The organism is Streptomyces sp. KM273126 (assembly GCF_004337435.2).
Lineage (GTDB): Bacteria > Actinomycetota > Actinomycetes > Streptomycetales > Streptomycetaceae > Streptomyces > Streptomyces acidicola.
The window spans coordinates 1,753,349-1,773,136 of sequence record NZ_SJXB02000002.1 but is presented as its reverse complement, the minus strand read 5'-3'; the positions used below and the strand labels follow the sequence as shown (position 1 = coordinate 1,773,136).

Below are 19,788 nucleotides of genomic sequence, written 5' to 3'. Positions count from 1 at the left end.
TGCCGGTGAAGGGGGCCTACGACCCATGGCCACTGTCTCGTTCGACAAGGCGACCCGGATCTACCCGGGCACCGAGAAGCCCGCCGTAGACGCGCTCGACATCCACATCGAGGACGGAGAGTTCCTCGTCCTGGTCGGCCCGTCCGGCTGCGGCAAGTCCACCTCGCTCCGCATGCTCGCCGGGCTCGAGGACGTCAACGGCGGCGCCATCCGCATCGGCGACCGCGACGTCACCCACCTGCCGCCCAAGGACCGGGACATCGCCATGGTGTTCCAGAACTACGCGCTCTACCCCCACATGACCGTCGCCGACAACATGGGCTTCGCCCTCAAGATCGCCGGCGTGCCGAAGGACGAGATCCGCCAGAAGGTCGAGGACGCCGCGAAGATCCTCGACCTCACCGAATACCTCGCCCGCAAGCCCAAGGCGCTCTCCGGCGGTCAGCGCCAGCGTGTCGCCATGGGCCGCGCCATCGTGCGTGAACCGCAGGTGTTCCTCATGGACGAGCCGCTGTCCAACCTCGACGCCAAGCTCCGCGTCTCCACCCGTACCCAGATCGCCTCGCTGCAGCGCCGCCTCGGCATCACCACCGTCTACGTCACCCACGACCAGGTCGAGGCCATGACGATGGGCGACCGCGTGGCCGTCCTCAAGGACGGACTGCTCCAGCAGGTCGACACCCCGCGCAACATGTACGACCGCCCGGCCAACCTCTTCGTCGCCGGCTTCATCGGCTCCCCCGCCATGAACCTGGTCGAGGTCCCGATCACCGACGGCGGCGTGAAGTTCGGCAACAGCGTCGTCCCGGTCCAGCGCGACGCGATCTCCGCCACCACCGACAAGACCGTCACCGTCGGCGTCCGCCCCGAGCACTTCGACGTCGCCGGCTCCGACTCCGACCAGGGCCTCGCCGTCACCGTCAACGTCGTCGAGGAACTGGGCGCCGACGCCTACGTCTACGGCACCGCCAAGGTCGGCGAGGACTCCAAGGACCTCGTCGTCCGCGTCAGCGGCCGCGACGTCCCCGAGAAGGGCAGCACCCTCCACATCGTCCCCCGCTCCGGCGAGACCCACGTGTTCTCGACCTCCACGGGCGAGCGCCTCTCCGACTGGCCTCGGCCGAGGAGCGCCGCCTTCGATAGCGCGGGCCGGGAAACCATGGTGATTTCCCGGCCCGCCGGGTGAGGCCGTGATGCCGGGTCAGGCGCCGGTTGCTGTCGTGTAGCGGGCGGCTACGTCCTCCCAGTTGACCAGGTCCCCAGAGCTTGGTGACGTAGTCGGGGCGGACGTTCTTGTACTGCAAGTAGTAGGCGTGATGCCCGTTGCACAGCTTTCCCAGCCGTGATCTGCGCGTCCGAACGACGCCATGTCCCACGCCCCCCACCGGCTACCGGCTGCGCAACGGCGACCTGGTGAGCATCGACTGCGGCGCCCAACTCGACGGCTGACGGAATCGGCCTCCGCATGGGCGGCAACACCGGGTCAGCGCGGACTTGACGTGATCCCCGCAGAACTCCCTGCCCCAGTGACTGGACGACCGATCCTCGGGTGGGCCGCCGAGCTCAGGCTCCCAGCCTCAATGCCTTCCTGAGAGCGGCAGTCAGAGCAAGTCGCCCGTCTCGTGGTGCTTCGCACAGTGCCGTCTCAGGCATGCGGAACCCGTCGTCCTCGAAGCGGGGGACGACATGAACGTGCACATGATGAAGCACTTGACCGGGGATGTGGTTGTTCTGCGTGACCGTGCTTCCGATGGCCCCATAGGCGTCCTTCACCGCACAGGTCACTTTGGCTGTGACCTCGAAGATCTCATGCAGGAGATCAGTTGGAACCTCATGCAGGTCGGTCACGTGGGACACCGGCAGGACAAGGGCGTGACCAGGGTTGTTCTGCCGCTGCTTGAGCGCAGGGACGACGAAGACGTTTTCTGAGCGGTAGGCGACCAAGTCCTCATCGATCTCGCCTTGCCCGATCCTGCAGAAGGCGCACTCACTCACCCTGGAGACCTCCGAAGTCACGTCATTCTGGCTCTGTCCAGCTGGATCGACGAGTCTGGCAGGTCGTCACCCAGAGGGACGGCTCATGCACCACATGGGCGTTCTCGCCGCTATACCGACATCACCCCGCAGATGGACGTCTTCATCCAGAGCGCCAGGAACGGCTGGGGGCGAACTGGAATCCGCCGTCTTCGGCCAGCCAGTCCGAACAGGGCACGCTGAGGGCCAAGGCAGTCTTCCTGTACAGCGAGAACCTGGACCAGCTCGACGCGGTGCCGTCTACGCCGTTTGCCGGGTCAGTGAAGAGCCAGTTTGGAGAGGCTACGGTCATGGATAGTGCTGCGGTAGCTGGGGCTTGGTCCCAAGTGTTGCGAAGCTGCGGAGGGTGACCATGCGTTCCTTGACCTTCGTCATCGGCACGGGGCGTAGCGGCTCGACTGCGCTGTCACGCATCCTCAATGCCCACCCGGACGTACTGAGCCTCAACGAGTTCATGGCCTCCGTGGGCGACGTCGCCTTTCCCGCAGGGAAGGTGACCGGTGAGGGGTTCTGGCAGTTGCTCTTCCGGCCCGCTCCGCACTTCGAGCGGATGATCCGTAGCGGGCTGCCGCTGCCGGAGTTCCTCTACACGCGCCGCCCTGGGAGGTACGCGGCGCAGACCACCGGTATTCCTGCACTCTCCCTGATGGTGTTGCCTCACCTCACCGACGACCCGGACGCGCTCCTCGACGAGCTCTGCGCAGCGGTGGTCCGGTGGCCCGAGCGCACCGCTGCCGAGCACCACCGAGCACTGTTCGGCCTGCTCTGTGCACGGTTCGGACGGACCGCAGCCGTGGAGCGCTCCGGTTACTCGACAGGCTGGGCACCAAAGCTACGGGCCGCGTTCCCGCACGCGAGGTTCGTGCACATGTTCCGACAGGGGCCGGACTGCGCCCTGTCCATGAGCCGTCATCCCGGGTACCGCACAATCTTGCTGCTGCGCGAGATCAAGGCACGTGCCGGCGTCGACAGCCTCGCCGACCTGACCGACGCGCACGTGCGCTCGCTGCCTGCGGACTTGTCACCGCTGCTCGACGAGCATTTCGATGCCGCCCTCGTGCGCGACCGGAACCTCCCCCTGCGGACGTTCGGCACCCTGTGGTCCGAACTCGTCACCGAAGGCACGGAGTTCCTCAGCCAACTGCCCGCGGACCAGCGCACCACGCTTGCCTACGAGGACGTCCTCGACCACCCCGCCGGGGAGCTGACCCGCCTCGCCGAGTTCATCGGCGTCGCCCCCCTCCCGCAGTGGCTGGACACCGCATCCGCACTACTCGACAGCAGTCGACGCGGCTCCGCCCGGCGACTGCCGGCCAAGGCACTCGACGAGCTGAGGGAGAGCTGCGCCCCGGGCACCTACGTTCTGGAGAGGCGACCGATGCGGTGACAACGCCGAGCGCCAGGCGCCGCGCGCCGAGCAGGTCGCCCGGCCGGCGCCGCCGGGCGCAGTACTCGGCGGTGCCGACGACGTCCCGGGCCATCACCTCCTCCAACGGCTTGTCGAGATCGGAAGGTCCATCGTGCTCCCTCCCCAAGGACGGATCAGTCGTGCGGAACCACGGCGACCGGGGCCTCGACATGGTGCAGGACGGCATGCGCGACGTGGCCGATGTGGGTGCCGAGGCGGCGGGTGCGGATGCGCCGGCCGACGACGACCAGGCAGGCCTCGCGGGAGGCCTCGACGAGAATCTGCGCGGCGCTGCCGCACCGGCTCACCTCGGTCACCTCCATGTCCGGGAACTTCCGCCGCCAGGAGCGCAGCACCTCGGTCAGGACCGTGGCCTGCTTGCGTGCGAGCATGTCGTAGAGCTCGGCGTCACCTTGGAAGCGGTAGAACGAGGTGGGCGGCTCTGGCCAGGCGTGTACGACTCTCAGGGAAGCGTCCCGGCGCGCGGCGGCATCAAAGGCGAACTCAAGAAGTGTCTCGTCGGGGCGGCCGGTGTCGAGGCCGAGGACGACGGGCTGGAAGGCGGTCGCGGCGGACGGCACGCCCGCCGGGTCCATCCTGTGCTCGTCGGCGGCCTGCTCGCCGGCCCGGACCAGTACCACGGGACGTTCGGCATGGGCGATGACGGCCAAGCTGACCGAGCCGACCATGAAGCCCACGATCCCGCTGAAGCCGCATGAGCCCAGCACCATCAGTTCGGCGGAGTCCGCCGCCCCGATCAGGGCCTCCGCCGGGTCCCCGGTGAGGTGAACGGTGATCACCTCCACGCCGGGATGGCGCAGCCGCAGCCCCTCGGCGGCCTCACGGGGAACCCGCTCGGTCCACTGCTGCTGGGTCTCGGCGCCGGGCAGCGCGGCCTGGAGCACGAGCTCCGGCACCGGCTCCCAGACGTCAACGATCTTCAGCGGCAGACCGCGCAGCCGTGCTTCGCGCGCCGCCCATTCGGCAGCAGCCCGGCTCTCGGACGATCCGTCGAAGCCCACCGTGACGGTTCGGGACATCGTCTCCACCTCCTGGGACCAGGCTCAGCTTCCAGCGTGGTGACGGCGCGCTCACGGGGACAGGGGCCGCACGTCCCCATACGGGACCGACCGGCCCCCCGCCGACCGGGCTCCTTGACATGAGCCACTCCAGGCCTGCCCGAGCGCCCACCCGGAACGGAACCACATGCGCCCCGGGGAGATCTGGGGTGCTCCTCGAATGAGTCCGCCGTGGCCCCCGCTGGCGCCGGAATGCGCGGCGTCTCCGGCCGGGCCCGCGGCGCGAGACCGCCGGCGCCGGCTGGAGAGATCCTGGTGGCCCCGCGCTCACGTGACCTGGTAGTTCCGCATCATCTCGTTGTCCTCGTGTTCGAGGATGTGGCAGTGCCAGACGTAGAGCCCGCGCTTGTCGAACAGCGCCTTGATCCGGGTGACCTGGCCGGGTGCCATCTGCACGGTGTCCTTCGGGCCCTGTTCGGTGGGGCCCGGTGGCTGGGCCTGGCCGACCTGGATGTTCGTAAGCGCACCGGTCTGCGGGTCCTGGTCCGCGGTGAAGGGCGCCCGGTCCAGCACCTGGAACCGCACCAGGTGCAGGTGGATCGGGTGGGTGTCAGGGGTGGTGTTGAAGACTTCCCAGATCTCCGCCGTGTTCAGTGCGGGGTCCTCCGTGGTCGGGTCCGACCATGCCAGCGCGCCCCGCTCCACGGTGCCCAACAACGGACGGGGCCGTCCGAAGCCGTCAGTCTCTTCGATCAGCAGCAGCCGGCGGGTGCGCGTCGACGGCTTGTCGACCAGGAACGGCGCCTTGCGCAACGTGCTCGGCAATCGCGGCTCGGGCACCTTCTGGTCAAGGGGCCGGCTGACGCGCAGCTGAAGGATCTTGTCAGCGGGCGGGGTCACCGGGGTTCCGTCGGGGAAGGGTGTCGGGGCGTCGTTGGTGAGCGTGAACTGTGATCCCCGCAGGCCCCGGAAGTCGGCTACCAGGTCCACCCGCTCTCCCGGAGCGATCACCAGAGGTGTGTGCAGGGGGAGCGGCTGGTACAGGAAACCGCCTTCGGTGGCGATCTGGGTGACGGGGAAGGGCCATGACCCGTCGATGGAGAGACGGTAGAAGCGTGAGTTCGAACCGTTGAGCAGGCGCAGGCGGTACTGGCGGGGCTCCACGTCCAGATAGGGCCATGCCTTTCCGTTGACGAGGATGACCTGGCCGAAGAACTCGGGCTGGACGGAGGGCCCGCCCGGCCAGTCGGGGGAATCGGCGGGGGCGTCCGGGTACGCCAGACGCCCGTCCGGGTGGAACATCCGGTCCTGGATCACCAGCTCGATCTCGTACGGCCCGCTGGGCAGCTTGTGGTGCTCGATGAGCGAGAGCTCATGACGATCGCGCAGGAAGTAGAAGCCGGCGAGACCCGCGTAGACGTTGAGCCGGGTGATGCCCAGTGTGTGGTCGTGGTACCACAATGTGGCGGCTTCCTGGGTGTTCCCGTAGGAGAACCGCGTTCCCGCGAAGCGTGGACCGCGGGTGCCGGTGACGGTGTACCAGGCGTCGGGGTGGCCGTCGCTCTGGGGTTCGGTGTGCCCGCCGTGCAGGTGCACCACGGACGGCACACCGTTCTCCGCGATGGTGTGGTCGGTGTGCTTGAAGGCCCAGTGGATCGTGGTGTCCACCGGCAGCAGGTGGCGGAAGGGCAGGTCGTTGACCCAGTGCACGTGGACCGGACGGTCCTTGAGAGCCACGAAGGTCGGTCCGGGGTAGCTGACGGATGCCCCGGAGTCACGTTGTCGCCCTTTCTGCCCGAAACCCCAGACGGGGGTGGTGAGCCCCAGTCCGCCGCCGAGCACGTCCTGGATGATCGGCCTCGCCCGCAGGGTCCGTGTACCGCCCGCCGTCACGTCGATGCGCGAAGGCCGCGGCAGCGCGTTCGCGAAGCGCGGGATGGCCTGGGGATCGGCGATCGGGTTGAGATACAGCGGGTCCTTGACCGGCGGGAGTGTCTGCCGCGGGGCCGCCTGAGCCGCCGTGGCCACGTCCAGGCCCCGAAGGAGCATGGCGCTCCCCAGGGCCGAACCGGCTTGGATGAAACCTCTTCTGTCCACTGCTCCCCTTTGTTCGAGGTTCCGGATCATTGGACAGATACCACAAGAAATGGCGCGAAGCGGATATTGAGCTGGAGCCATCGGGCTGCCCACGTGAACGCGTAGCGGACATCCGGCGCGGAAGCAGCCGCGGACGGTGTGGAGTTGGCGCTGTCGGCGGCGGAGGAAGCGGCGGGTCCTTCGGTGGCCGCAGCAGTTGCCCTGCCTGGTCCACGAGCGCAGTCAGGCGTCCCGGCCCCTCGCCGTCTTTCCACCCGCGGCCACGTCTCCTTGATCCACGCGGCCACCGCGTCCTCGTCGCGTTTGGCGGCCCGCCACCCTGGCATCGTCCAGCCCACTGGCGCAGGCTGCGCCAGCTCCGTGCGATCGCGCTCATGAACCGGCGGACGACTGCTCTGCGACAGGCGTCGGCGAACGCCTGGCTCTAGTACTGGGCCGCCGTGGCCGGTGCGATGACCGCCAACTTTGCAGTCCCCACGCCCCCAGCCAGGTCACTGCAGATCAGACACAGATACACCGGCACGCACGAACTCTTCTTGCCGGTTCTACCCGCGCACCGGCGATCAGGTGGAGTCAGTTCACCTTGAGAGAGGCATCAAAAGATCGGGCGGAGATCAGGAGCCCGCAAGAAACGAAAGTCGCACCTTTCGCTCCAAATTATCCCTGTTGGTGTCGACGAGGCACACCGACTGCCACGTACCCAACTCCAGCCGACCGTCGATGACCGGCAGCGTGGCGTGCGGGGCCACGATCGCGGGGAGGACGTGGTCGCGGCCGTGGCCGGGGCTGCCGTGGCGGTGTTGCCAGCGATCGTCCGCGGGGAGGAGGGAGTGCAGCGCGGCGAGGAGGTCGTCGTCGCTGCCGGCGCCGGTCTCGATCAGGGCCACTCCGGCGGTCGCGTGCGGGACGAAGACGTTGAGGAGGCCGCTGCGTCCGGCAGCCGCCTCCCGCAGGAACGCCTCGCACTCGTGGGTGAGATCGGCGACCGTCTCCCGGGAGCCGGAGGCGACGTTCAGGACTCGGGTGGTGAAGGCATCGGACATGGCTCCATCCTCGCTCACCCGCCGGGCCGGGCGCGGCAGCGACTGCCCGTTGGGCGATACCGGGGGTCCATTCCGCGAGACACCATTGACCCTGTAGGGGCCACCTCGTTACGTTCAGCGGCATGTTGCGTCCCGTCATGCTCACTTCGCGCGGTCACATCGACCTGCTGCGGGTGGCCTCCGCCGCGTGTCCTCGCGGCTGCTGACGCCTTTCTCACCACTCTCTCCTTCTCTTCGCGCTTCTCTTTGCGCCCGCGCCTCGTCCCACCGGCACGTCTGATCGTGTTCGGCTGCGGCTGATCCATGTCCGGCGCGGCGCCGCCGGAGTGCGTTCCCTCACCGGTCGTCCCTCCCCGTGGAGAATCCATGAGCATCAGTCATGCCCCGCCCGGGTCTCCCGAATCCGATATTTCGGGTACAGGTGAAGCGAATGCCGGGCCCGCCGGGGCCACGGCCGCCGACGCCGCCGGGCAAGGTCCTCTCGGCCTCGAACCCATCGTCCCCAGCTCCGCCCGACGCACCCGTGTACCCCGCTGGCTGCGTCGCACCACGGGCCCCGCCCTTCTCCTCGCCCTGTGGCAACTGCTCAGTGCCAGCGACGTGTTGACGTCGGACGTACTCGCGTCACCCGGGCGGATCACGCAGGTCGCGGGGGACCTGATCGCCGACGGTTCGCTGCCCGCGGCCATGGGCACGTCCGTGCAGCGGGTCGCGGCCGGGCTGCTGTTCGGAGCCGTCGCCGGTACCGGCCTCGCCCTCCTCTCGGGTCTGTTCCGGATCGGCGAGGACCTCGTGGACGCCCCCGTCCAGATGCTGCGGACCGTGCCCTTCGTGGGGCTCATCCCGCTGTTCATCATCTGGTTCGGCATCGGCGAGGCGCCGAAGGTCGCGATCATCACCCTCGGTGTGTCCTTCCCGCTGTATCTGAACGTGTACGCCGGGATCCGCGGCGTCGACTCCCAGTTGATCGAGGCCGGGGAGTCACTCGGACTGTCCAAGTGGGGGCTCGTACGGCATGTCGTTCTCCCGGGCGCGCTTCCGGGTGCCATGACCGGCCTGCGGTACTCGCTCGGCATCGCCTGGCTCGCGCTCGTGTTCGCCGAGCAGATCAACGCGGACGCCGGGATCGGCTTCCTCATGGTGCAGGCACGGGACTTCCTGCGGACCGACGTCATCGTGGTCTGCCTGATCGTCTACGCCTTCCTCGGCCTGCTCGCCGACTTCGTCGTCCGCTCCTTCGAAAGGCTGCTGCTGCAATGGCGACCGACGTTCACGGGCCGGTGAGCCCTCAGGCGCCCGGGGCGCCCCGCGCGACACAAGCCGTTCACGTCGAGGGCCTGACCCGGTCCTTCGACGGCCGTGCGGTCATCGACCGGCTCCAACTCGATGTACGGCCGGGCGAGTTCGTGGCCCTTCTCGGTCGAAGTGGCTGCGGCAAGTCCACGCTCCTACGCATCCTCGCCGGACTCGACCGCGACATCGAGGGCACCGTCCTCGTGCCGCGCCGCAAGGCCGTCGCCTTCCAGGCCCCGCGGCTGATGCCGTGGAAGAAGGTGTGGCGCAACGTACTGCTCGGTCTGCCGGGCAGGCCCGAACGCGCCGTCGCCGAACAGGCGCTGGAGGAGGTCGGCCTGAGCCACCGCTCGGGCGCCTGGCCGAAGACCCTCTCCGGCGGTGAGGCCCAACGCGCCTCACTGGCTCGGGCATTGGTCCGCGAGCCCGACCTTCTGCTGCTCGACGAGCCGTTCGGCGCGCTGGACGCCCTCACCCGCATCAAGGCCCAGCGCCTGGTGGGCGAGCTGTGGCAGCGGCGCGGCTGCGCGGTGCTGCTCGTTACGCACGACGTCGAGGAGGCCGTCCTGCTCGCGGACCGCGTCCTGGTGATGGACGAGGGGGTCATCGCGTACGAGACAGCGGTCGAGCTGGAGCGTCCCCGCGACGTCACCGATCCCCGTTTCGCCGAGCTGCGCGGCCGGTTGCTCGAACGCCTCGGCGTCGACAACGCGGCCGACGCCGCCTGAACTCCCCCCACACACAGATACACCACGCACCAGCTGTTCACCCCCGGCTCCCGGTCGCCGGTCGCCGGCCCCCGCCAAAACCCTCACCCTGTACCTACCGAACGGAACCCCCATGCGACGACGTCTCCTCCCCGCCGTCCTGCTCGTCCCCCTGGCCTTCCTGCTCTCCGCCTGCGGCGGCACCTCGGCAGCCGAGACCTCGGCCGGTAACGGGACCGACGGCAAGGGCTCCGTCACCCTCAACGTCGGTGACCAGAAGGGTGGTTCCGAGGCCATCCTGCGGGCCGCCGGAGAACTCAAGAACCTCGACTACAAGATCAAGTGGTCCACCTTCACCTCCGGCCCGCCGCTGCTGGAGGCAGTCAACGCCAAGGCCGTCGACATCGGCGGCGTCGGCAACACCCCGCCGGTCTTCGCGGCCGGGGCCAATTCAAGGATCAAGGTCGTGGCCGCCTGGCACGGCACCTCCAAGGGCGACGCCATCCTCGTACCCGAAGGGTCGAAGCTTACGAAGCCCGCTGAGCTCAGGGGCAGGTCCATCGCGGTGGCCCAGGGTTCGTCCGCGCACTACCAACTCGTCGCCTCCCTCAAGAAGGCCGGACTGACGTTCAGCGACGTCCAGGTCAAGTATCTCCAGCCGGCCGACGCGCTCGCCGCGTTCACCTCCGGCAAGGTCGACGCGTGGGCGGTGTGGGACCCGTACACCTCACAGGTGCTCCAGGCCGAGCAGGGGCGCATCCTGACGACCGGCGAGGGCATCACCAACGGCCTCTCTTTCCAGGTGGCGGCGCCGACAGCACTCAACGACAGGAGGAAGTCCGCCGCCATCGAGGACTACCTGGAGCGGCTGCGCCGTGCCTACGCCTGGGTCTACGACCACCCGGAGGAGTGGGCGACGGAGTGGGCCAAGGACACGGGCCTGCCGTACGAGGTGGCGCTGGCCTCGGTGAAACGCACCAACGCCTCTCGTGTCGCAGTCGCGGTCGACGAGCCGCTGATCGCCTCCGAGCAGAGAATCGCGGACGCGTTCACCCGCCTGAAGCTGATCCCGCGCAAGGTGGACTTCGGGACGTTCGTCGACACCCGCTACAACGGCGACCTGCCGCCGTCCACCGCCAAGCCCCGTGTCTTCAAGGAATCCTGATGTCCCTTCACCTCCACTGGTTTCTGCCGACGGGCGGTGACGGCCGCACTCTCGTCGACCGGCACGCGTACGCGCCGAACAACGTCGACGCCGCCCTCCGGGTTCGCGGGGTGCGTGCCCCGGACATCGAGTACCTCGCCCAGATAGCCAAGGCCGCCGAGCAGTTGGGTTTCGAGGCGGTGCTGACGCCGACGGGCACCTGGTGCGAGGACGCCTGGCTGACGACGGTCGCGCTCGCCCAGCACACCGAGCGGCTGAAGTTCCTGGTCGCGTTCAGGCCGGGAGTGATCTCACCGACGCTGGCCGCGCAGATGGCGGCGACGTATCAGCGCGTCACGCGCGGCCGGTTGCTGCTCAATGTCGTCACCGGGGGCGACTCGTCCGAGCAGCGTCGCTTCGGTGACCATCTGGACCACGACCAGCGGTACGCCCGTACGGACGAGTTCCTCTCGGTCGTACGAGGCGTGTGGCGCGGGCAGCCGTTCGACTTCGACGGCGCGCACTACCGGGTCGAGGGCGGGCTGACCGCGCTGCCGCCGGACCCGGTGCCGCAGATCTTCTTCGGTGGCTCGTCGCCGGCCGCGGGGCCGGTCGCGGCCCGGCACGCGGACGTCTATCTGACCTGGGGGGAGCCTCCGGCCCAGGTCAAGGAGAAGATCGACTGGATCCGCGCGCTCGCCGAGGAACAGGGGCGCACGGTCCGGTTCGGCATCCGGCTGCACACCATCTCTCGCGACTCGTCGGCCGAGGCGTGGGCGACGGCGAACCGCCTGCTCGACGACCTCGACGCGGACACGATCACGGCGGCGCAGTCGGCGCTCGGGCGCAGCGAGTCGGTGGGCCAGCAGCGCATGCTGGCCCTGCATGGTGGTTCGCGGGACGAATTGGAGATCTCGCCGAACCTGTGGGCGGGCGTGGGGCTGGTCCGCGGCGGCGCGGGCACCGCGCTCGTGGGCAGCCATGCAGAGGTCGCCGACCGGATCGAGGAGTACCACGCCCTGGGCATCGAGCACTTCGTGCTCTCCGGTTATCCGCACCTGGAGGAGGCGTACTGGTTCGGGGAGGGGGTGATCCCGGATCTGGCGGCTCGGGGGCTGCTCTCCGGCACGAGCACGACGGCCGGGGGTGGCGCGCCGTTGCTGGTCGCAAGCGGTCGCTGACCGGCCTCGGTCGATGACTGGCCTCGGTCGATGACGTGACCGGCCTCGGTGCCTGGCCTCGGTCGATGACCGGCCTTGGTCGCTCCGGGAGGCGCGGGATCGCGACCGGGAAGATCCATGGCCCCGGCGCGGTTGGTAGAAGCGTGAACAACACCGGGGTACGAGACGTCGACGCCGTGGTGATAGGCGCCGGACAGGCAGGACTGGCCGGCGCCTATCACCTGCGGCACACCGGTTTCGAGCCGGAGCGGGACTTCGTGGTGCTGGACCACGCGCCGCGTCCGGGCGGCGCCTGGCAGTTCCGCTGGCCGTCGCTGACGTACGGCAAGGTGCACGGGATGCACGCGCTGCCCGGCATGGAACTGACGGGCGCGGACCCGGCGCGCCCGTCGTCCGAGGTCGTCTCGGAGTACTTCGACACATACGAGCGAACCTTCGACCTGCGGGTACGCCGACCGGTCGACGTGCGCGCGGTACGGGAGGGCGAGGGAAGGCGGCTGCTCGTCGAGACCTCGGCGGAGACCTGGTCGACTCGGGCGCTGATCAACGCGACCGGCACCTGGGACCGGCCGTTCTGGCCGCGCTATCCCGGTCAGGAGACGTTCCGGGGGCGGCAGTTGCACACGGCGCAGTACCCGGGGCCGGAGGAGTTCGCCGGACAGCGGGTGGTGGTCGTCGGCGGGGGTGCGTCCGGTACGCAGCATCTGTTGGAGATCGCCCCGTACGCCGCCGCGACCACGTGGGTGACCAGGCGTCCGCCGGTCTTCCGTGAGGGCCTCTTCGACCAGGAGGCCGGGCGGGCGGCCGTCGCACTGGTCGATGAGCGGGTACGGCAGGGGCTGCCGCCGAGGAGTGTGGTGTCGGTGACCGGGCTGCCTATCACCAGGCTCTGACAACACATCACTGTGACCAGGACAGATGACTGTCCGTACATCTGGACATGAGTAGACCCCCTGGTCATCCGCTCACCAGGGGGTCTACCTGACGGGGTGTCAGCCGTCACTGTCCTCCAGGGAAGCCAGCCGCTCCCCACGACACTCGGCCACATCGGTAGCAGCCATCGACGAGTGACAGACGTACGAGAGAGCAAGTACTAGTTGGTGCTTACTCACCTTCTCCTCTCTCGTTAGCGCCATGGCACGCTCCACATCAGCCTTGGCCACTCGGAGGATCTCCTCTTCCCTGTTCTCGGCCAGAGCCTCCAGCACTCCCCCTGGCTGGCAGTAAGCCGTCTTCCCTGAACCGTCACCCGGCATCCGTCGAAGCGCTGCACGCCCCTCTGAGTGTTCCGACTGACCCTCTGGAATGATGCTCATTGGGTCCGAACCACCTTTCGGATCAAGGCCCCGGTGTCAGAGCTAGTCCCTCTGTCCGGGGCCGTCCCGTATCTCCAGTAGCTACCGAAGGAAGGTCAGCTTACTCGTATCCTCGAATACTCGTAAGGTCGCATGCTCGGATGCGGGAACCCCCGAACAGTCGCACGCTTAGCCCATGATCGATCGGACGCAGCCTGTCTACCCGCAGCTTGAGCGCATCCTGAGGGCAAGGATCACCGATGGCACCTACGCCCCAGGGTCACGCATGCCAGCTGTCCTTACAGTGGCGAGTGAGTTCGACGTAGCTGCGCCCACAGTCCAACGGGCATTCGCGGCCCTCAGGGAGGACGGACTGATCATCACTTGGTCTGGCCGCGGTTCGTTCGTGGCAGACCAGAGGATCTAGCCAGGAACGCTTACACTCTGACGTTTACCATTATCCCGACAGGCATTTGAATGCCATTACTGGGCTTCAACCTGACACCACGTCAGATATGACTGACGTCTCGTCAGATCTACTGGCTTATTGGTGTGCCTGTAGCCCCCTGGGGTAATGCTTGTATTTCATGCAAGAGAACCCGCCGGGAGCACCTCTTTCCGCTCGCGTACGGGTTATGAACTTTCCATGATCGAGAACACCCCCGTCTAGTGTCCTTGCATCTCGTCATGTACGGATTTTGAAATTCTCGCCAGAGCAGATGCCAAACACAAAAGCCGGGGACCCTGACAGCCAAAAGGCGCCAGAATCCCCGGATATGTGCCAGCTCAGTGTTCCCAGTTGTTGCCGTATCCCTCCGGCTTAGCAATGAACATCTTAGGCTTGTAAGTACGCCAGAATTCGGCATCCGCCTCGGCCTGCTCATCCCTTACCGGCTCGGGCATAACAACAAGTCCGCCCACAAGCCCAATACCCTCGAAACCAAGCTCAATTGCCGCTTCAGTAGTCAGCCGGCCATCCTCGGCAATCTGCCATGCCTCGGCCCGGTTACCCTCACTGGCACCTTCAAGGGGAAGGGTTTCCATCTGCCCGGCAGTGGCGCACCAAACGAAAAGCGCGCCGTGCCTCTCAAGGTTCTCCCGTGCAGCCAAGGCAGCCTTGTAAGCCTTCTCCCAGTCATCCCTAGCCTTCTGTGCAGCCTTACTCTCCCGGAGCCCCATGGACACCAGGTCTTCCCTGAGAGCCTGGGAGAACTCATTACGGGCCCTGGTCACCAGAGCCTCAAGGGCCGGAACCATGCGCTTGTATTCGTCCACCTTGGCCTCAATGGGGCGCAGCACGGTGTCTCGGTCCGGAAGTGGCTTACCGGCCGCAGCAGCCGCTATCTCCTTTTCTTGGAGTTCCGTCTCCGCCTCACGGATAGCCGAGACGTGGTAGACGTACTGATCCAAGGCATTGAGAGTCTTCCGCGGAGCATACTGGGCATTGTTGCGCTTGTATTCGTCAAGCTTTGCCACGGCGTCGTCATACGTCTTACGGAGGCTCTTTACCTTGCTAGAAAGGGGAAGGTCACGGGGTGGTTCAATGTAGTCAGTCATGCATACTCCAAAAGGTTCGGTAGTCGTGTCGTTCCTTTATGTTCAGCACCCCAATAGCCAGAGTGCAGATAAGGCATGTCAGGTAACCAGCAATAGACAGAAGCTCCACTACTCCTCACTCCTGAACATTCCCGCTCTCCAAGCTTCCTGGACTTCCCAGTAAGTCATGTCATTGAGTTCTTGCCGTTCCATGTCATCCATGACGTATCTCCTAGGCAGTAGTGAGAGCAGACAGATAGCGAGCACCGGTGCGCTCCGAGACCTTGAATGCAGCAGCAAGAGCCTTAGCCGTAACCTTCTGCCCAGTGGCATCAAGGTTCTGAGCGGCATCCCGGATAGCCTGAAGCGAGGGACGAGAACGGCCCCGTACGCCCTTCTTACGGGGCGCAGCAGGAGTAGGCACCCCTGCCTCTCCCTCGGCTGTCTCAGAGCGGTTTTCAGGCTCTTCCTCGTTCTCGTGTCCGGAATTCTGTCCGTTGACACAGACAGTGGACTTTGGCAGTGCAGCCAAATGCAGCATGTGAGCGGCTGCAAGAGCAGGCACAGAGGAGACAGCAGCCACAAGCCAAGGGCCAGAGGTCACGTAGCCACTGGAAATAAGGTGACCAACAACCTGAGCAGAGAGCGCCATTCCCAGAGCTACGCCAGAGCCAGCAATGGCAGACTTACGGCCCTTTGTGCCACGGGGCCGAGTAGTGGCAATGACAGCAGATGCCGCGGAGTACAGAGACAACACCAGGAGCATGAGGTATTCAAAGCCCTGCGTGAAGCCAGAGGCACGGGCTAGCTGAATCTCAGCCGGCATTGAGATGACGAGAGCAGAGATGAGAACCAGTGGCCGAGAGATGACAGCGGTAAGTCTGGCGTAGGTCGGTGTCGTGTTCAATGTCGTGTGTCCTAACGTCTAGTCGTTGTAAGCGGCTCGGATGACAGCTCGAATGACGGGGTCCTTAATGTCTGACAGGATGGACTTAAGCGGGAGCCCAAGAACCTTGGCCAGGGCTATCTGATACCGAAGCTTGGGGTTGCGCTCCCCGTTGAACCATTTCTCAACTGAGCCGTAATACACGTCTAGCTCCTGGCCTATCTGCCGATAGGTGAGTCCCTTCACCTGCCTAATCGCGCCCCATGTGCGCCTATCCCATACAGATATCTTTGCCATTCCAGATCACTCCTCATGCCGTGTGGGTAGTTGTGGGTTTAGTGGGCAAAGGAAAAGGCCCCGGTCTCTACGCCACACGACGAAACGCAGAGACCAGGGCCAAGGTGTCCAGGTAACCCACGGCCAGAACCTAGACAAGAGGGGGAGGAACATGCATGACCACAAATCAGAGAGGTGAGAACAAGAGCAAGGTTGCCCAGACTTTTTCTCTTCTGCTCTCACTAAAGACGTCGGTGTCATTCGGTGGGGTGTTGAGACACAAAGTGAGGGAACTGAGAGCTAGATCACAGGTGTCCGAGGCTCCGAGACCAGGGCCACGGTCAACACAGTGGCCAGGGAGGAACCTTGACGCTCTGTACGCCCTTCTGAGGGCCGCACAGAGGCCCAGATGACCAGAGGACCAGGAAGATACTCAGAGGCCGCTACAGAGGCTCTGAGCCGGGGGCGGGACAATCTCTAGCCTCAGTAACTGAGCCTGACTCGACTAAGTCTCGTGTTTCGCTGCCAGACCCCTAAAGGTCTGGCTAGCTCAACTCTCCCTCACTCCGTTCGGTCGTCGCCTTGGCTGTCTGAGATCCTGCAAGATCGAAGGCAGACACCTCTACTGAAGTGGTCTTGAAAGTCCCTTGGCCTCAGGAGCCAAGGAACCTTCTTACTACTAGTATTACTAGCTCCATATCCCGTAAGGGATATGGAGTAGAAGTTAGGTTTAGAAGTTAGGGTCTCGTTTCTGAGACTAGGGGGGTCTCGTTTTTGAGACCCCCTCTCAGGGCTAGTCTTCCTCGGGCATGGCCCCCAGGTCGTAGACCACTGGTCCATCGTAGGACCGGTGGCGCTCCCTGATTAGATCTGCCTCCCTGAGATCCTTGATGCCCGCGGACACTACGGCGCGGCTCTTGGATGTCTTCTCCATGAGAGTCTTATAGGTAGGGAACACGCCCTGGGTATTCCCGTTACCGCCGTAGCCGGCCAAGGCAACCGCTACGCGCAGTGCTCCATTAGAGGCATTACGACAGAGTACTATCTGAAGCCATTCGTTAGGGCGAGTGGTCATGTTGACCCATGCAGCCTTACGGCGCTCTTCCTCTCTGGCAGCCTCGGCCGCTTTCTCTGCGGCCTCCCGCTTCTCCCTGTCAATCTCCCACGGACTCTGCAAACCCCAAGGATCTGCCACAACCTCTGCGACGTCATTCATCTGTTCAGTTGTCATTCTTGTCCCCAATCCTGGTCAGTCCCTTATCCACTTCCTCTGTCATGACTTCCGCCATTGCGTCATGAACCATGTCTCGCGCTACGCGCCAATCGACCTTGAAAAGGCCACCGACAAACCAAATAGCCGCGGACACGTCCATTCCTCCATGCCAGACCATTGATCCGACACTCTGAATGGCCAGTGCCTTTTCTGCCTTTGTCACTGCCTCTGTCCTCTCCAGACATGGAAAAGGGCCCTGCCGATTGACAGGGCCCTCACGGGGTGGTGCTTATTCGGTTGTCTGCTACCCGCCGTACCGCATCCGGTCCAACATGTGGTCAACCCATATGCCAGTCAGGAACTCTGCCGACGCGTCTTCTGTGAGTTCAGCAGTCTGTGCGTAGACCTTGACCGCTGCTGCCAGGGTCAAGACTCCTGCGTTCCAGTAGTCCCCAAGAGCGTTGACCAACTCGGTCAACGTCTCCAACTGCCCTTCCTCCCAGTCGGACAGCTCTTCCCCGTTCTCGTCTACGTACAGACCCATGTAGACTGGCCCTTCTCCTGATGGAGACAGAGGGGCGTTCTTGTTTGGCGACAGGCGCCCCTCTGCCATGCTCAACAACGGTTGTGTTGCTGGTTATTCCCCGCTGGTCTGAGCCGTGTCCGGCCGCACCCAACGGTTGTCTTGGAGGACGTAGCCCAAGCCTTCCAGCCTGGCTTTCTTCTCCTGCCAAGGCTCAGGCTCCGGGGTGATCTTGAACGTCCCCTTACGGATCAGGATCCTGTAACCGGATTTGATCAGTTGCTTCCTCTGGCCCTCCAAGTCGAGAGTGGGCCAGAGTTCCCCGTAGGTCATCCCCATGTCTTTCTCGGACCAGTGACCCTCTACGACAGGTTCGGCCGCAAGTTCATCCCTGCGTGTCCGCAAGGCATGCAACCGGCTCTTGTAGCCTTCCTGGTCATCGTCGTACGCTCCCGCTTCATAATTGTCCCTGAGACGGATGATGCGCTTACGTACGTCCTCAAGCTCTCTGGTGTTGTCCGTGCCAGGGACCCAAACCCGTTCGGTCACAGGCTCAAGTCCGTACCTCTGGTAGAACTCAAGCTCCATGAACTCTTCTACTTGCTCGGCACGAACGGAACCCTTACAGCGATCCTCCTTGGGAAAGCTCCCACAGACGTAATACCGGTACGTGAGGTCACCACGGGTGAACGACTTCTGTACTGCCTTGGAACCGCACTCGGAACAAAACGTCACGCCGTATAGAGGGTTGGTCTTGTTTACCCTCCGAGTCTTGGTCATCGTCCGCCGCTCGATGGCTGCTTGCAGAGACTCCCACTCTTCATCAGTGAAGACAGGCTCTGCCAACCTGACAGGCTCCCCGTCCGGTCCGTAGAGCACTTCACCCTTGTACCTCTTGAGCCCCTGGGTGGACTCCTCTGTGAGGACGTTCTTAACCGTGGTCTCTGCCCACTTCTCTTGGATGCCCTCACCCTTACGGCTCTTGACAGGCTTCCCCTTGCGGAGCCTGGCCCTGTCCCGAGCGGTCAACACGCCCTTGGCGTTGAGGTACTTGGCTACGCCCAAGAACGACTGTCCCTCGATGACCTGTCGACGCATCTCATGCAAGACCTCAACCATCTTCGGATCTTGCTCCAAGTAGGTGGCAGTCTTGCCGTTTTCGAAACGGCTGACGGGGCGGTATCCAAAGGGAGGGAAACCACCGTGCCACCGTGCGGTGAAACGGCGCCGTTCGTGGCTCTCGGTCACCCTGGCCTTGATGCGTGCAAGTTCCTTCGCCGGCCCGAGAGCCTTGGCGTGAAGGATGAGCAACCCCTCAGGGGTGTGCATCTGCTCATTGAATTGAGGGTCATCTAGGACGGTTACCTTCTTCTGCCACTCAATGACCTTGAGCACGAAGGCAAGAAAGTGCTTGTCGTCGCGAGAGAGGCGGTCCTGAGTGGACACCCAAATCTCGTCCCACTTCTGGAGACCCTCGGGGGTGAGCCACTGTCCGAGACTTGGCCTGTCGAACATGTCAACGTCACCAGAGATAGACAAGTCAACGGCAGTGCCAACGATGTGCACGCCCTCTTGGTCTGCCCTGGCACGCAACTTCTCATCCTGCGCTTCAATGCTCTCTGAACGCTCACCCTTGGCATCAGAGATGCGCTCTGCCAGCAACACACGGCGCACGCCGTTCCCCTCCCCTACTGCGTGGCCCCCTGCCACGCTCCCTTGCTACTCCCAACTGTCGCAGGGGCCTGCATAGTTGTCAATCACTCTTGAGAGGGCTGCCGCTGAACGACGCGATCCGCGAGGGCATCGCGGACGGGGTGCTCGACCGGCTCCCGATGTTCGACCGCATCACGCCCGACGGTGTGGAGTGGGACGACGGACGGCGCGTGGATGCCGACGTCATCCTCTGGGCTACCGGGTTCCGTGCCGCCCTCGACCATCTGGCGCCGCTGCGGCTGCGCGAGCCGGGTGGCGGCATTCGTGTCGAGGGCACCCGCGTGGTCGCCGACCCGAGGATCCACCTGGTGGGGTACGGGCCGTCGGCCAGCACGATCGGTGCCAACCGGGCGGGACGCGCGGCGGTTCGGGACATCAGGCGACTGCTGGCCGAGGAGCCGCTCGCCGCGTGACGGCCCG

18 protein-coding genes and 5 pseudogenes are annotated in these 19,788 nt (G+C 65.2%); 11 read left to right on the top strand and 12 right to left on the bottom strand.

The features are described 5' to 3' along the window. Positions 1-25: 25 nt before the first annotated feature. Positions 26-1,111 (top strand): annotated as a pseudogene (locus E0500_RS38540) (ABC transporter ATP-binding protein); the annotation flags it as partial. A 90-nt stretch (positions 1,112-1,201) separates the two neighbouring features. On the opposite strand, the pseudogene E0500_RS38535 reads toward E0500_RS38540, so the two are convergent. Then, positions 1,202-1,316 (bottom strand): annotated as a pseudogene (locus E0500_RS38535) (Fe-Mn family superoxide dismutase); the annotation flags it as partial. Positions 1,317-1,327: 11 nt separating this feature from the next. On the opposite strand from E0500_RS38535, the pseudogene E0500_RS45640 reads away from it, so the two are divergent. Beyond that, positions 1,328-1,446 (top strand): annotated as a pseudogene (locus E0500_RS45640) (M24 family metallopeptidase); the annotation flags it as partial. 117 nt (positions 1,447-1,563) lie between these two features. Here E0500_RS45640 and E0500_RS38530 read toward each other — a convergent pair. Continuing rightward, positions 1,564-2,016, bottom strand: coding sequence for an HIT family protein (locus tag E0500_RS38530; RefSeq protein WP_131572272.1), 453 nt, complete (start codon positions 2,014-2,016; stop codon positions 1,564-1,566). 370 nt (positions 2,017-2,386) lie between these two features. Here E0500_RS38530 and E0500_RS38525 point away from each other — a divergent pair, with 370 nt between their 5' ends. Further along, positions 2,387-3,421, top strand: a complete 1,035-nt coding sequence (locus E0500_RS38525; RefSeq protein ID WP_131572271.1) for a sulfotransferase — start codon at positions 2,387-2,389, stop codon at positions 3,419-3,421. Between the two features lie 155 nt (positions 3,422-3,576). Here the strand turns inward: E0500_RS38525 and E0500_RS38520 are convergent, their stop codons facing one another. The 3 genes from E0500_RS38520 to E0500_RS38510 form a co-directional block, all read right to left on the bottom strand. Further along, the gene (locus E0500_RS38520) at positions 3,577-4,482 is read right to left on the bottom strand and encodes a universal stress protein (RefSeq protein WP_181587365.1); all 906 of its coding nucleotides are present in this window, start codon (positions 4,480-4,482) and stop codon (positions 3,577-3,579) included. Positions 4,483-4,788: 306 nt separating this feature from the next. Continuing rightward, a complete protein-coding gene (locus E0500_RS38515) occupies positions 4,789-6,510 on the bottom strand; it encodes a multicopper oxidase family protein (protein ID WP_131562894.1) in 1,722 nt (573 codons plus the stop codon). A gap of 662 nt (positions 6,511-7,172) precedes the next feature. Next, positions 7,173-7,601: a secondary thiamine-phosphate synthase enzyme YjbQ gene (locus tag E0500_RS38510; protein WP_131562896.1), complete on the bottom strand. Its 429-nt coding sequence runs from the start codon at positions 7,599-7,601 to the stop codon at positions 7,173-7,175. 122 nt (positions 7,602-7,723) lie between these two features. Between E0500_RS38510 and E0500_RS45635 the strand changes: the two genes are divergently transcribed. The 6 genes and pseudogenes from E0500_RS45635 to E0500_RS38485 form a co-directional block, all read left to right on the top strand. Then, positions 7,724-7,807, top strand: coding sequence for a putative leader peptide (locus E0500_RS45635; RefSeq protein ID WP_350955903.1), 84 nt, complete (start codon positions 7,724-7,726; stop codon positions 7,805-7,807). 160 nt (positions 7,808-7,967) lie between these two features. Next, positions 7,968-8,885 carry an ABC transporter permease gene (locus tag E0500_RS38505; RefSeq protein ID WP_131562898.1) on the top strand — a complete coding sequence of 306 codons (918 nt, stop codon included), beginning with the start codon at positions 7,968-7,970 and terminating at the stop codon, positions 8,883-8,885. Beyond that, on the top strand, positions 8,858-9,622 hold the full coding sequence (locus tag E0500_RS38500) for an ABC transporter ATP-binding protein (protein ID WP_131562900.1): 765 nt from the start codon (positions 8,858-8,860) through the stop codon (positions 9,620-9,622). The genes E0500_RS38505 and E0500_RS38500 overlap by 28 nt, the downstream gene beginning before the upstream one ends. A 112-nt stretch (positions 9,623-9,734) precedes the next feature. Beyond that, positions 9,735-10,766, top strand: a complete 1,032-nt coding sequence (locus E0500_RS38495; protein ID WP_131562902.1) for an ABC transporter substrate-binding protein — start codon at positions 9,735-9,737, stop codon at positions 10,764-10,766. Then, positions 10,766-11,926 (top strand): LLM class flavin-dependent oxidoreductase, encoded by a 1,161-nt coding sequence (locus tag E0500_RS38490; RefSeq protein ID WP_131562904.1) that lies wholly within the window; start codon positions 10,766-10,768, stop codon positions 11,924-11,926. Before E0500_RS38495 ends, E0500_RS38490 begins: the two co-directional genes overlap by 1 nt. A 143-nt stretch (positions 11,927-12,069) precedes the next feature. Continuing rightward, positions 12,070-12,807 (top strand): annotated as a pseudogene (locus E0500_RS38485) (NAD(P)-binding domain-containing protein); the annotation flags it as partial. Positions 12,808-12,918: 111 nt separating this feature from the next. Here the strand turns inward: E0500_RS38485 and E0500_RS38480 are convergent. Beyond that, entirely contained in the window at positions 12,919-13,242 is a 324-nt protein-coding gene (locus E0500_RS38480; RefSeq protein WP_131562906.1) for a hypothetical protein, read from the bottom strand. A gap of 175 nt (positions 13,243-13,417) precedes the next feature. Between E0500_RS38480 and E0500_RS38475 the strand changes: the two genes are divergently transcribed. Continuing rightward, positions 13,418-13,648 carry a GntR family transcriptional regulator gene (locus E0500_RS38475; RefSeq protein ID WP_131562908.1) on the top strand — a complete coding sequence of 77 codons (231 nt, stop codon included), beginning with the start codon at positions 13,418-13,420 and terminating at the stop codon, positions 13,646-13,648. A gap of 359 nt (positions 13,649-14,007) precedes the next feature. On the opposite strand, the gene E0500_RS38470 is transcribed toward E0500_RS38475, so the two are convergent. The 6 genes from E0500_RS38470 to E0500_RS38445 all read right to left on the bottom strand — a co-directional run bounded on the left by E0500_RS38470 (position 14,008) and on the right by E0500_RS38445 (position 19,365). Then, positions 14,008-14,778 (bottom strand): hypothetical protein, encoded by a 771-nt coding sequence (locus E0500_RS38470; RefSeq protein ID WP_131562910.1) that lies wholly within the window; start codon positions 14,776-14,778, stop codon positions 14,008-14,010. Between the two features lie 904 nt (positions 14,779-15,682). After that, the gene (locus E0500_RS38465) at positions 15,683-15,940 is read right to left on the bottom strand and encodes a helix-turn-helix domain-containing protein (protein ID WP_131562912.1); all 258 of its coding nucleotides are present in this window, start codon (positions 15,938-15,940) and stop codon (positions 15,683-15,685) included. A gap of 772 nt (positions 15,941-16,712) precedes the next feature. Then, complete coding sequence (locus tag E0500_RS38460; RefSeq protein WP_131562914.1) at positions 16,713-17,135, bottom strand: helix-turn-helix domain-containing protein; 423 nt, start codon at positions 17,133-17,135, stop codon at positions 16,713-16,715. A gap of 4 nt (positions 17,136-17,139) precedes the next feature. Then, positions 17,140-17,355 (bottom strand): hypothetical protein, encoded by a 216-nt coding sequence (locus E0500_RS38455; RefSeq protein ID WP_131562916.1) that lies wholly within the window; start codon positions 17,353-17,355, stop codon positions 17,140-17,142. Positions 17,356-17,436: 81 nt separating this feature from the next. Next, a complete protein-coding gene (locus E0500_RS38450) occupies positions 17,437-17,745 on the bottom strand; it encodes a hypothetical protein (protein ID WP_165934970.1) in 309 nt (102 codons plus the stop codon). Between the two features lie 24 nt (positions 17,746-17,769). Beyond that, positions 17,770-19,365 carry a recombinase family protein gene (locus E0500_RS38445; RefSeq protein ID WP_131562920.1) on the bottom strand — a complete coding sequence of 532 codons (1,596 nt, stop codon included), beginning with the start codon at positions 19,363-19,365 and terminating at the stop codon, positions 17,770-17,772. A 56-nt stretch (positions 19,366-19,421) separates the two neighbouring features. On the opposite strand from E0500_RS38445, the pseudogene E0500_RS38440 reads away from it, so the two are divergent. After that, a pseudogene (locus E0500_RS38440) lies at positions 19,422-19,781 on the top strand (pyridine nucleotide-disulfide oxidoreductase); the annotation flags it as partial. Positions 19,782-19,788 lie beyond the last annotated feature (7 nt).

Bases quoted from the DNA above. Each gene is read 5' to 3' on its own strand.
- E0500_RS38490 (WP_131562904.1), top strand. From the start codon at position 10,766: ATGTCCCTTCACCTCCACTGGTTTCTGCCGACGGGCGGTGACGGCCGC.
- E0500_RS38500 (WP_131562900.1), top strand. From the start codon at position 8,858: ATGGCGACCGACGTTCACGGGCCGGTGAGCCCTCAGGCGCCCGGGGCG.
- E0500_RS38505 (WP_131562898.1), top strand. From the start codon at position 7,968: ATGAGCATCAGTCATGCCCCGCCCGGGTCTCCCGAATCCGATATTTCG.
- E0500_RS38470 (WP_131562910.1), bottom strand. From the start codon at position 14,778: ATGACTGACTACATTGAACCACCCCGTGACCTTCCCCTTTCTAGCAAG.
- E0500_RS45635 (WP_350955903.1), top strand. From the start codon at position 7,724: ATGTTGCGTCCCGTCATGCTCACTTCGCGCGGTCACATCGACCTGCTG.
- E0500_RS38450 (WP_165934970.1), bottom strand. From the start codon at position 17,745: ATGGCAGAGGGGCGCCTGTCGCCAAACAAGAACGCCCCTCTGTCTCCA.
- E0500_RS38460 (WP_131562914.1), bottom strand. From the start codon at position 17,135: ATGAATGACGTCGCAGAGGTTGTGGCAGATCCTTGGGGTTTGCAGAGT.
- E0500_RS38480 (WP_131562906.1), bottom strand. From the start codon at position 13,242: ATGAGCATCATTCCAGAGGGTCAGTCGGAACACTCAGAGGGGCGTGCA.
- E0500_RS38515 (WP_131562894.1), bottom strand. From the start codon at position 6,510: ATGCTCCTTCGGGGCCTGGACGTGGCCACGGCGGCTCAGGCGGCCCCG.
- E0500_RS38465 (WP_131562912.1), bottom strand. From the start codon at position 15,940: ATGGCAAAGATATCTGTATGGGATAGGCGCACATGGGGCGCGATTAGG.
- E0500_RS38495 (WP_131562902.1), top strand. From the start codon at position 9,735: ATGCGACGACGTCTCCTCCCCGCCGTCCTGCTCGTCCCCCTGGCCTTC.
- E0500_RS38525 (WP_131572271.1), top strand. From the start codon at position 2,387: ATGCGTTCCTTGACCTTCGTCATCGGCACGGGGCGTAGCGGCTCGACT.
- E0500_RS38510 (WP_131562896.1), bottom strand. From the start codon at position 7,601: ATGTCCGATGCCTTCACCACCCGAGTCCTGAACGTCGCCTCCGGCTCC.
- E0500_RS38475 (WP_131562908.1), top strand. From the start codon at position 13,418: ATGATCGATCGGACGCAGCCTGTCTACCCGCAGCTTGAGCGCATCCTG.
- E0500_RS38520 (WP_181587365.1), bottom strand. From the start codon at position 4,482: ATGTCCCGAACCGTCACGGTGGGCTTCGACGGATCGTCCGAGAGCCGG.